Origin of the sequence: Winogradskyella psychrotolerans, assembly GCF_018860545.1 — a bacterium.
Classification (GTDB): domain Bacteria; phylum Bacteroidota; class Bacteroidia; order Flavobacteriales; family Flavobacteriaceae; genus Winogradskyella; species Winogradskyella psychrotolerans_A.
In genome coordinates this window covers 42016-55024 of sequence record NZ_JAHKPN010000009.1, presented here as the reverse complement: position 1 = coordinate 55024, position 13009 = coordinate 42016, and the positions used below count along the sequence as shown (strand labels likewise).

Below are 13009 nucleotides of genomic sequence, written 5' to 3'. Positions count from 1 at the left end.
ACGCTGCTGCTCAGGCTAAGTTATTAGCAGAACAAAAAGATCAAGAAGACGCTGCAAAAGAAAATGCCATTTCCAATCCAACGGATGCACTCGCTGTATCAATGCAAACGATAACCAAATCGACAGAAGCGTCTAAAACCGTTCAGAATGAATTGTTAAAACAATTTGATGAGATCGTTGCGATTAAAGATCAAGATCTTAAGGATATGAAAGAGGAAAATGACTTAAGTGATCAAGGTATTACCGTTCAGCCAAAACCATTTAAAAGTGTAACTGCTGAAAACAATACATTGAAAGCAATTAAGGCGGATTTAGATAATGTGATTAAGACACGAAGTGAGAAAATTGAGGAATTAAATAAACTTTACGAAGAGCGTGCTGCTATAGGTACTTTAGCATTAGATGAAGTTACGTTGTTTTATAAAAAAGAAATAAAAAGATTAGAGTCAGAACAATTAAAAGCAAATGAGTTAAAATCTCAATTAGATGCAAAATTAGAAACGATTCAAATTGCTACTGAATTTGAGAAAAGAAGACGCATTAAACGTGCTGCATTCAACAATGAAGATGATAGATATAGTCAAGACAGAGCTAAATTAAAGCAATTAAGAGAAACTACTGAATTATCGGAAACTCCATTGAAAGTTGAAGATTTTGATTTTGGAGAAGCTCAAGGAAACAGTATTAAAATATTAAAGAATATCAACCATGTTGAAAGTGGTTTCTATATGATTATTGCAGTTCATGGAGATGTAAAAAGTAGAGATGAATTTTTAGCAAAAGTTATCGCGTCAGGTAGAACCAATGTAGATTTCTTTCATGATGTAACGACGAGTAAATATTACATTTATTATGAAAAGGTTGATAATATATCGAATGCCAATAAAGCTTTAGAAGCTAAAGGAAACAGACCGTATAATGGAAAAATGTCAATAGTAAAAATAGAGAATCAATAATAGTTTAAGCCAACATTCACTTTCTTCTTTGCCCCAAGAAATAAAGTGATAAAATAAAATATAGTATCATGAAAAAACCTACTTTTTCTAGAATCTTAATAATTGCTTTAGCACTTATTTTAGGACAATTAACATTTGCTCAAAACCTCGTCCCATTTTCACCTCGGTATGACCAAGCCATAAAAGGTGATATTCTTCTAATAGGAAACAGTAATGTGGGATTACATGCTTCTACCCCATATAATGGAAACTCTACCAATGACGGAGTAAATGCTGCAGTATATGTAGATATAGATGGTGATCCTAGTACATTTAACTCTAGTAGTGCCGATCTAGATGTACCAAGTGATGACAGTTGTTATGTTATTGTTTATGCAGGATTATATTGGAGTGCTGTTGTTGATGGTGATGAACCAAAATCTGAGATAAAATTTAAAGTACCAGGAGGCTCTTATGAAGATATTACAGGAACGGAAATTTACTACCAAAATGCATCGAATAATAATCATTCTAATACCTATGCCTATTATCATGATGTTACAGATATGCTTACCGCACTACCAGATCCTGAAGGGACATATTCTGTAGCAAACATTTCAACTTTAGTGGGGCCGAAACCAAATTCTGAAGGACTTTCCGCTGGTTGGTCTTTATTTGTGGTTTATGAAGATCCGCTTTTACCTAGTAAGTATATTACTTCTTTTGATGGTTTTACAAAGATTACTAGTTCTATAAATGAGACTTTTCCGGTAAGTGGTTTTACCACGATACCAACAGGTCCTGTACGTGCAAAATTCGCATTTAGTACTATTGAAGGTGACCGAGGTTATTCTGGAGATTATTTAAGACTTAATGGAACTACAATTAGTGCAACCAACAATGCAGGTACTACTATTCGTCCTGGTAACAACTTCTTTAATAGTTCTGTTTCCGATATTAACCCACTTACAAATACCTCTGAATTGTTTACCAATAGAACTCCAAATAGTTCTAACACTTTAGGGTTTGATGCTGGTATTATTAATATACCAAATCCGGGGAATTCATTAATTGCCAATAATGCGACTACGGCAAATATTAGTTTAGGAAGTAATTTAGATATCTACTATTATTATTTTAGTGCTTTCGCCATTGAGATTATTGCTCCAAATATAGTATTAACAAAAATAGTTGAAGATGACTTAGGAAATGATATTGGAGGTCAGCTTGTAGGTTTAGGCTCCTCTTTAAACTATGTCATTGGTTTTCAAAATACAGGTAATGATGATGCTACAAACTTTAGTATTAGAGATATTTTACCTGTAAATATAATTTATAATCATCCAACAGATTTAATTCTGCCTACGGGTGTTACCGTTCAAAGTTATAATGCAGCAACAAGAGAGCTTATTTTAGATATTGATAATTCCCTTGTAGAAGAAAATGATCCTGTTTACGAAATTCGAATTGAGGTTCAAGTGGTTGATGATTGTGGTCAGTTAGAAAATGCATGTTCAAATATTGTGAATAATCAAGCTTATGCGACATATCAAGGTACTGAAAATCCTGATTTCACTATAACAGATGATCCAAGTTTAAGTAGTAATACGGGATGTTTAATTTCACCTCAAGCGACTAATTTTTTAGCGGATCTTAACTGTACTTTTGAATATGATGAAATTCTATGTGGAGATAGTGTAGAATTAACTGCAGCTGATGGTTACGATTCGTATGCATGGTCTACCAGTCCTACAGGAGTTCCTGTTATTGGAAATTCGCAGTCCATAACCGTTACTGAAACAGGGACGTACTATTCTTATAACACAGCAGTTGCCCCTTGTCAATCAATTGTACAGCAATTTAACGTACAACTTTTTGGTTCTAACACTACAAACCCTGTAATTCCATATGCAGATGAAGTTGTAACGTGTCCTAATGATGGAAAGTTATTACCTAATATATTTTTATGTGGTGCTGAGGATACAAGAATAATTCAAACTAATGTATCTGACTCTACTTCTATTATTTGGGAAGTACTTGATGAAACAAGTTGTGATGCCGTTTCAAATTCAGACTGTGCTAATGAAGACCCGTCTTGTACATGGAACGCTATACCTAGTGAATCAGGTTTTGTTGTTGATACAGCGGGGCAATATCGAATTACAATCAACTATCCTGGTGGCTGTAATGTTCAATTCTATTTTAATGTTTACCAAAATGAATTAAATCCTACGGTAAATTCTACAGATATTATTTGTGAAACTAACGGAAGTATTACCGTAAATAATGTTCCTTCAGGTTATGAATACAGTATTGATGGAACAAATTTTCAAGCCACTAATATATTTTCAATAGATACTGCTGGAACTTATACCATATACGTAAGACAAATAGGCGTTGCAACAAACCCTTGTGTATTTACAGTTCCTAGTGTTCAAATTAGAGACAGAGAGTTTACGGGTTCTACAACAATTACACAGCCACTTTGTCATGGGGACAAAGGAAGTATTCATATATCTGCAAATGATGCTGATCCACAATATGTGTTTACACTTGCTCAAGGAGCAACTATAGTGAATACTGTTGGTCCAGTCATAGATAATAATTACACATTTCAAAATTTAAACCCAGGAACCTATACAGCAACAATTGAATCTGAAAATGGCTGTATTTATTCAGAAGACATTACTATTATTGAACCACCGATATTAACAGCAACAGTAGCTTTAACGAGTCCTTTAAACTGTTCTGATGGTGAAATAACAGTGTATCCAGTAGGCGGAACTTCTCCTTATTATTACTTTGTAAATGGTGCTACAGAATTTCAATCTACACCTGAAATTGTAGTCACTTCAGCTGGTATATATAATATAACTGTTACTGATTCTAATAACTGTAGCACAGATGTTACTATAAATGTTGATGCTATTTCAGGGCCAGATTTTAATGTCGATACCACTGATATTGCCTGTGCAGGTTCTGATGGTACGGGAGCTTTAACAATTAATGTTACTAACGCTAATGGTAGTAGTATTGCGTATAGTATTGATGGAGGTGCTACATTTGTGAATTCAAATGTATTTACAGGATTATCTATCGGAAACTATGATGTTGTTGTAGAATATACTTCAGGTACAGATGTTTGTGAATCAAGTCCACAAACTGTGACAATTAATTCAGCAGATCCTATTACTGGTACTGTAGAAGTCTCTGCACCTTACACATGTCTTTCTAGTGGAACAATTACTGTTACAGGAGTTACAGGAGGTCAACCACCTTATAGCTATAGTATTGATGGTGTAACATTTCAGAATGTTGCTAGTTTTAGTGATTTAACGGCCGGAGATTATACTGTAATCGTAATGGACGCTACTGGTTGTGCATCTGCAATGGAGCAAATTACAATTGAAGAATTAAATCCACCAACGGCTTTAACGTTTGACAATACAGATGTGGCGTGCCCTTCTAATACGGCTACCATTTCTATTATTGGCACAACTGGCGGTGTGGGTACATTGCAATATCAAATTACGGCACCTGCTTCTGCAGTGACCGCTTATCAAACATCACCTGATTTTTCAGGTTTAGAACCTGGAACTTACACGTTTCAAGTTAAAGATGAAAATGATTGTGTTTATAGTGAATCACATACTATTGTACCTACTCCTTCACCAACATTATCTGTTGTTTTAACCAAGGATTTAGATTGTGAAGCATTACCAGATGCTATATTAACCGGAACAATTACTGGTGCAGCTCCTTATACTTATGCAGTATCTATTGACGGAGCTGCTTACACGGACTTAGGAGCAACAGGAACACCATTTACATATAGTGCGGCAACTGCGGGAACGTACCAACTTCAAATTACCGATGCTAACGGTTGTATAGCGGAATCGTCCTTAATTACAGTGACTCCATTATCATTACCAGCTCTAAGTCTAGTCGTACAAACACAAGAAATATTATGTAATAGTGATACAAACGGAGCAATTGACGTGACTATAGATACTTCAGTGGGCACGCCACCATTCACTATAAATGTGAATAATGATACCACAGCCACCGATTATGGTACTCAAACGACTAGTTTACCAGCAGGTACCTATACAGTTACAGTTACAGATTCAAAACTATGTACAGCAACTGAAACTGTAACAATAGATCAACCAGATCCTATTATTGTCGATTATGATGCTATTGATATTACATGTGGAGCAGGTGGAATCTCTCAAGGATCAGTAATTGTAAACTCAGTGACAGGTGGTACTCCTCCTTATAATTATTTTGTAACCGGAACAAATGGTTATGAAAATTCAGAACTTAATAACATTGGTTCAACATCTGTTAGTTTTGATGTTGTTGATTTTGGACTTTATCAAATAAATGTTGTTGATGCTAATGGATGTTCTGTTTTAGTTCAAGATGTTTTAGTGGCTTCACCTCCAACCGATTTAGATATTGATATTGAAACTAATGTTGATTGTTCTGTAGGTGGAGAAGCTGTGGTTAGCATAGGATCTACTCTTACTAGTGATGGACCATTTTTCTTCAGCATATATGAAGGTCCTGGCACTGTATATCCTGCTGGTACTTGGGTAAGCGAAGATGCACCTGATAGTGAATCTGCGACATTCACAGGTTTAATACCTGGTGCTTTATACACATTCATTGTATATGATGCCTCTACATTATGTAGTTATTACGAACCTGCAACAATTCCTATACCTACGAATTCTACATTAACGGCTACTGCTGTTAGTTCTAACAATATAACGTGTACAGGAAGTGCTGATGGTAATGTTTCATTTACTATAACTAGTACTTATGGAAGTCCGGTGTCTATAACTTATGAAATTTTCAACTCTTTAAGTTTAACATCAACAGGAATAAGTGATTCTGCGGCTTTACCAGCCAATGGCTCATTAACGATATCAGACTATGGACCATTACCATTTGGAAATTATTTTGTCTCTATTCGTGAGACATCTGGACCAAATGCTGGTTGCGGTATAATTACAGCTCCTTTTAATATTACAGAATCTGCTTTTCTATTAGAACTGTCAGCAACAATAGATCAAAATGTAAATTGTGAACCTAATTCAGGTGTTATCAGTGCTGTCGCTTCTAACGGAACACCTCCATATGAATATCAAATAACAACAACGGCTACTACTCCACTTGTAACGGATGCGTCTTGGGATGCTTCAAGTACTTTCAATATGGATGTTGGAAGTTATTATGTTCATGTTAAAGACGCTTATAATTGTATTGTTACAAGTCCTGTTCTGGTATTAGATATGGATCCTACTCCAAGTATTTCTGCAGTCTTAAATAATCAATGTACAGTTGAAGAAGGTGCATTTGAAATTGACGTGACATTAGATACTGTTGGTTTACCTCCTTATAGTGTAAGTATCAATGGTGGTGCGTTTCAAACACAAACATTCCCATTCACACTTTCAAATTTATATTCAGGAACCCATACTATCGAAATTCAAGATGTTAATGGTTGTGGAAATGAAGTGTCAGTAGATGTTGTAGCACCATTATTTATAATACCAGAAGTAACTGCGTCACCATCTTGTAACGATGATGATGGTGAAATTACAATGACTACTAATGGTGGATCTGGTTCTTATACGTATAGTATTTCTCCTAGTCCTGCTTCAATTAGTTTTGCTGGAGATGTATTTTCTGGAGTACCTTCAGGAAGTTATACAATTACCATAACTGATACCGTAACGTCATGTACTGAAGAGGTTTCAATTTCAGTTTCTCAAGCCGTGCTTCCAACGTTTACGTTAACTCCAAATACGATAACTTGTTTTGGTGATAATTCTGGCTCATTCGAGATTAATGTCGCAAGCTATACAGGTGCTTATACTTATGAAGTATTTGATGATTCAGGAGTTTCAGTCACTGGAATAGTTAGTGCAAATACATCAACAAATCCTGAGATAGTGTCAGGAATGGAAGCTGGAACATATGCTGTAGTGCTTACAGAAACTGATATTCCGTTTTGTTCTGCAACATCGAATGTAACACTTGTTTCTCCTGTAGAAGCAATGACCCTAAATGTATCAGAAACGTCTAATGTAACTTGTAATGATAACGAAGGTACAATTACGGCTATTGCAACTGGTGGTTGGGGAGATTATGAATACGAACTTACAGGTGCGGCCATTGTGGCTTATTCGAGTAATGGTTCGTTTACAAGTCTTTCTGCAGGTACTTATACCATTAATGTTAGAGATGCAGGTGGTTGTATCGTTTCTGAAACTATAACATTAGAGACTCCTACTCCAATTGCTGCAACATTTACTCCGAGCTCAACAGTTCTGTCATGTTTTGGAGATCAAGATGCCAGTATTACTATAACAAATGTAACTGGTGGTCAAGGTTCAAATTATACTTATACCTTAAACACTGTTTTACCAACACCAAGTGTTTCAGGTCCACAAACATCTAATACGTTTGAAAACTTAGGTCCTGGAACTTATTTTGTAAGAATTACTGATGGTTATGATTGTGAGTTTTCATCTGAAAATATTGTGATTTCAGAACCAGATTCAATTGAAGCTAGTTTAGTTAGAACAACGACACAAACGTGTTTAACAGAATCGACATTAACGTTAAGCGCAACTGGAGGAACAGGATTATATTCTTACAGTGACAATCCTTCATTTACGGCAATTATAGGAACGTTTACAACATCAACAACATTTAGTGTTTCAGATGGAACGTATTCTTATTATGTAAGAGACGCTAATGGATGTGAAACAAATGTATCTAATGAAATTTCAGTAGATCCTCTACTTAATTTAGAAGTGACATTAGAATCTACCAATCCTACAATTAATTGTGCTGGTGATAACAATGGAACAATTTTAGCAACCGCGATAGGTGGATTAGGAAATTACACCTATACATTACAAGATAATGCAGGAAATACGGTTACTGCTACTGAAAACACACCTGGATTTTTCACAGAACTCTTTGCTGGTGATTATGTTGTTTTGGTTGAAAGTGGTGATTGTGTTGCAACGTCTGCTCCAATTAGTATTACTGAGCCAGATGCTCCACTTGATGCTTCAATAGTAGTAAATAATGTCAGTTGTGCCGGAAACAATAATGGATCGGTTGAAATTACGGCTTCTGGAGGAACCGGAATTATAAAATATGCCATTTCGCCTCAACTTAATCAATTTTTTGAAACCAATACAATTGAGAATTTAGCACCAGGTGATTACAATATTATTGTACAAGATGAATTAGGCTGTTATTTAACGTTTGATTTCACCATAACTGAACCTACTCCTGTAATCTTAAGTATTGTGCCTGATTCGTTTTTTCCTGAGGTATGTTCTGGAGACGTTAATGGTGAATTTAGTATTGCTATTTCAGGAGGTACATTGCCTTATAGTGTGAGTTTAGATGATTACGACGGTGTATATACAACAGGAAGTGCAGCGCAAACTGAATTTGACTTTACAAGTTTAGAAGGAGGTGATCATATTGTATTTGTAAGAGATGCCGAAGGCTGTGAGTCAGAATGGAACATCACTTTCCCAGAATCTGTAAGTATTCTACCAGAAATTATAATTGAATCTGTTTGTGATAATAATACACAAGGGAATATTGTTACGGTGACCGTAGATGATTCAATTGAGGATTTAGATGAACTTGATTACTCATTAAATGGTGGACCGTACCAATCGGATAACAAATTTATAAATGTTCCTGTCGGAACAGATCATTTTATAGATGTTAGACATACAAATGGTTGTATTCAAACTACTGAATTCTTTGATATAGAGATGGCTGACCCAGTAACCTTAGACTTAACAGAAGGTGAATTAAACGAATATATAGCGAATGCTTCTGGTGGTACAGGTGATTATCAATATACCATAAACGATGAGGATTATGGTGATGAAAATTCATTTATCATTTACGAATCTGGATTATATACTATAACAGTAACTGATAGTAGTGGTTGTTATGCGACAATACAAGTAGAATTAGTGTTTCAAGATATCTGTATTCCTAATTGGTTTACACCAAATGGTGATGGAGAGTTTGATACATGGGCACCAGGTTGTACTTTAAATTACCCGGATTTAACCTTCGATATATTTGATCGTTATGGCCGAAGGGTTGCTAATTATCGTGTAGGTGAAGTTTGGGACGGTAAATATAAAGGTCGGGAATTACCAACTGGTGATTATTGGTTTGTTGTTAAAACCAATGACGCTATAAACGATAAAGAATTTGTTGGACACTTTACACTATACAGATAAAAGCCAGAACATTAGAAAGATAACATTATGAAAAAAATCACCCTATATATTCTTTTTTTGGTCTTTGCTCAGAGTTACGGCCAAGAATTAAATCTACCGGTATTTACACAGTATTTGGCAGATAACAACTTTGTTATTTCACCTACTTACGCAGGAATTGGAGATAATTTAAAAATTAGAGCTAACGGATTAACACAATGGGTTGGCATAAAAGATGCTCCAGATAATCAATCAGTGTACGCCGATTTTAGAATGGCCGATCGTTCAGGAATTGGAATATCTGCTTATAATGATAAGAATGGTAACACAAGGCAAAAAGGAGTTAAGTTTTCTTTTGCGCACCATTTAACTTTAGATTATAAAACTAAGCAGTTCCTATCCTTTGGTTTATCATATAACATTAATAGCTTTAGAATTGAAATAGAAAATTTTAATACTACTTATGACATACCTATTTTAGATCCAGCTATTACAGATGATAGAGGCGTGTCTAACAACAACTTTGATGCAGGTATTTTATACCGTTGGAAAGCCTTTTATTTAAGCTTTAATGCGAATAATTTCTTGAAAAAAGATATTGACCAATATTTAGGTGTTGAACCTAGTAAGTTATTGAACTATCAATTATATACTGGAGTGGTCATTAAAAATCGACATAATAAAGATGTAGAATTTGAGCCATCTGTATTTGTACAAATGTTTGATAGTGATAGACGATCTAGTACCGATATAAATTTTAAATACAGAAAATTTAATAGAAAAGGAGATTATTATTTTGTTGGAGGGTCGTACCGTTTTTTGAATGATCAATTCATGAAGCCTTTAAATCTTGGTCCAATGGCAGGTATTACATTCAACCAATTCTTTTTTGCGTATTCGTATCAAGTTACTATGAATGATTTGTCTCGTTTTAATTCTGGGACGCATATGATAACCATTGGATTAGACTTTTTACAAGGCGCAAGTAATTGTGCATGTACAAAAGGAACGAGTCAGAGTTATTATAGATAAGGTTTTCGGTATATACCACCTATTATTTATTAAAATTGTATGACGATAAAACGCAAAATCTATCTTGGATTTTGCGTTTTTTTGTTCATTTTATTTAAAAAGTTATAACACTTCAATAAAGAAGTCCATAAGATTTTCTTTTAACTCATAATGCATTTTTATGTACATCCGCATATCTTCCTTTAGTGTATGCTGTTCATTCTGAAGCCGACCATCTATAGATTCATTAAAATCTGAATTATTAATCGCGGCCATTTTATTTCTGCATCTATGCATTAATTTTTTAATGGCATCTTTTTCTATCATTATTCGATTTTGAAAAACTTCTAACTTCTTATAGCCAATGGCATCATCTATACGTGGTACTAATTCTTCTAATTTTTCTTGAAACGTATCCATTTCATTGAAGTGAAAGCGTAATTCGCGTTTCCAAGTTTCTATATTAAACTTCAAATCACTTAAATATAATATTTTACTTTGCATAACTTTAATGTTTTAAGTAGTTACTAATTCTTGTTTCGTTACTAATTGTTTTTGAATATGACTCGGCACTGCATTATAACCATCAAAACTTGAATTATATGTAGCTCTACCTTGTGTAATTGAGCGTAACTGACTAGAGAAATCTGTTAATTCAGAAGCAGGTATCGTACATTTTAATATTTGATAATTTGCTTCATTTTCAATACCTTGAATTATGGCACGTCTGCTTTGTAGTTCTGTCATTACATTACCAACCATGTCGCCTGGTACAGTCAACTTCATTTTTTCAATAGGTTCTAATAATTTAGGATTCGCATTTAAAAAAGCAGCTTTAAAAGCATAAGCTCCGGCAATTTTAAACGAGATATCATTAGAATCAACGGCATGCATTTTTCCATCATAAACCATAACTCTTATATCTCTCATATATGAGTCTGTTAAAGGTCCGGATTCCATCACTTCCAAAATTCCTTTCATTACGGAAGGTAAATAGCGTTGGTCTATGACTCCACCGACAATACAATTATAAAATACTAATTTTCCACCCCAAGGTAAGTCTACGACTTCTTTCCCTCTTAGAGAAAACCCTTCGGGTTCTGGCATGCCTTCATAATAAGGTTCAATTTTTAAATGTACCTGACCAAATTGTCCAGATCCTCCACTCTGCTTTTTATGTCTGTAATTAGCTGTAGCACTTCGTTGAATGGTTTCACGATATGAAATTTTGGGTGCTTCAAAATGTGCTTTTACATCATAAATATGTTCTAAGATCCAAACTATAGTTGCCAAATGTAGTTCCCCTTGCGTTCCAATTAAGGTTTGATGTGTCTCATCGTTATAACTTAAATTAATCGTTAAATCTTGACTATGCATTCGTCTCAAAGCATCGCTAAGTTTCTCTTCTTCGGTAGTGCTTTCTGCAAAAACAGCCTTTACTAATCTTGGTTGCGGGAAATTTATGGGTCTTATAGTTCCGGTTTCGGCATTGGTTGCTAGAGTATCGTTAGTTTCAGTAAATTTTAACTTGGTTGTGGCTCCAATGTCACCTACAGTTAGTTTCTGAACAGAATGCTTTTGCTTTCCATCCATAATATAAAGTTGATTTATCGTCTCTAACTCTCCAGTTCTCGTATTAAAAAGTTTATCGTTAATTTTTACTTCACCTGACATCACTTTAAAAAATGTAATCTGTCCTAAATTGGGTTGATGAATATTTTTAAATACAAAAAGGGAGGTATCAGCATCTAATTCAGGTTTTATAAGTTTACCTTCAATGGTTTGTTCGGGTTTTAAATCCCCTGCTGCTGGTGCAACATTATCTATAAAGCCCATTAAACGACCTGATCCCATATCTTTTAAAGCAGATACACAAAATATTGGAAAGATATCATGGTTTAACATGCCTAGCTTTATACCTTCTCTCAATTCGTTTTCATTAAGCGTGCCTTTATCAAAATAACGTTCCATAAGATCTTCATCATTTTCAGCAGCTTTTTCTACGAGCTCATTATGAAGTTGGTTGGCATACGCTTTTTGATCTTCAGGAATTACTAACTTTTCAGGCTTACCTCCTTCTGGTCCAAATTTGTAGCATTTCATTTTAAGCACATCAATAATACATTGTGCTCCATCAATTTTAATTGGATATTGCATTAAAACAGCATTATTACCGACTAAATCTTTTAAGCTATTGAGACTCAATTCAAAATTAGCCTTATCACTATCAATTTTATTGATTACAAACAGTGTGGGTTTGTGATATTTATCAACGTAATTCCAAATGATTTCTGTGCCTATATCAACACCATGCTTTGCATTGATCACTGTTACAATAGTATCAGCGACACGAATGGAAGACATTATTTCTCCTATAAAATCATCTAAACCTGGTGTATCAATAATATTAATTTTATAGTTTCTCCATTCTGTATGCAAAGGTGTTGCAAAAACAGAAGCACCGCGTTGGTGCTCAAATTCATGGTAATCCGATATGGTATTTTGCTGTTCTACGGTGCCTCGTCTGTTAATTAGACCTGCTTCAAATAACATGGTCTCAGACAATGTGGTTTTACCAGCACGATGCGTGCCAACAAACGCCACATTTTTAATGTGTTTATCATCAAATACTTTCATAAGTTATGTGATTTTTAGAGCGTTAGATATTGTTTAAATATATGATATCACTAAAGATACCTTTTGTTTGAAATAAAAAATATGACTTTCGTTAGGTTTTAGGATTTTATTCTAATAGTCTAAAACACTACTACTTAATACCAT

General features: G+C 34.6%; 4 protein-coding genes and 1 pseudogene. 3 read left to right on the top strand and 2 right to left on the bottom strand.

The window, feature by feature from the left end; translation table 11 throughout:
- From KO515_RS03055 to KO515_RS03045, 3 genes and pseudogenes are all read left to right on the top strand, one after another.
- Positions 1-956: pseudogene (locus KO515_RS03055) on the top strand (PorP/SprF family type IX secretion system membrane protein); the annotation flags it as partial.
- 68 nt (positions 957-1024) lie between these two features.
- Positions 1025-9238 (top strand): T9SS type B sorting domain-containing protein, encoded by an 8214-nt coding sequence (locus KO515_RS03050; protein WP_215934913.1) that lies wholly within the window; start codon positions 1025-1027, stop codon positions 9236-9238.
- Between the two features lie 27 nt (positions 9239-9265).
- Complete coding sequence (locus KO515_RS03045) at positions 9266-10249, top strand: PorP/SprF family type IX secretion system membrane protein (RefSeq protein ID WP_215934912.1); 984 nt, start codon at positions 9266-9268, stop codon at positions 10247-10249.
- Positions 10250-10351: 102 nt separating this feature from the next.
- Here the strand turns inward: KO515_RS03045 and KO515_RS03040 are convergent, their stop codons facing one another.
- Both KO515_RS03040 and KO515_RS03035 read right to left on the bottom strand, forming a co-directional pair.
- Positions 10352-10732 (bottom strand): hypothetical protein, encoded by a 381-nt coding sequence (locus KO515_RS03040; RefSeq protein WP_215934911.1) that lies wholly within the window; start codon positions 10730-10732, stop codon positions 10352-10354.
- Between the two features lie 12 nt (positions 10733-10744).
- Complete coding sequence (locus tag KO515_RS03035; RefSeq protein WP_215934910.1) at positions 10745-12865, bottom strand: elongation factor G; 2121 nt, start codon at positions 12863-12865, stop codon at positions 10745-10747.
- Between the last annotated feature and the right edge of the window lie 144 nt (positions 12866-13009).

Bases quoted from the DNA above. Each gene is read 5' to 3' on its own strand.
- KO515_RS03050 (WP_215934913.1), top strand. From the start codon at position 1,025: ATGAAAAAACCTACTTTTTCTAGAATCTTAATAATTGCTTTAGCACTT.
- KO515_RS03045 (WP_215934912.1), top strand. From the start codon at position 9,266: ATGAAAAAAATCACCCTATATATTCTTTTTTTGGTCTTTGCTCAGAGT.
- KO515_RS03040 (WP_215934911.1), bottom strand. From the start codon at position 10,732: ATGCAAAGTAAAATATTATATTTAAGTGATTTGAAGTTTAATATAGAA.
- KO515_RS03035 (WP_215934910.1), bottom strand. From the start codon at position 12,865: ATGAAAGTATTTGATGATAAACACATTAAAAATGTGGCGTTTGTTGGC.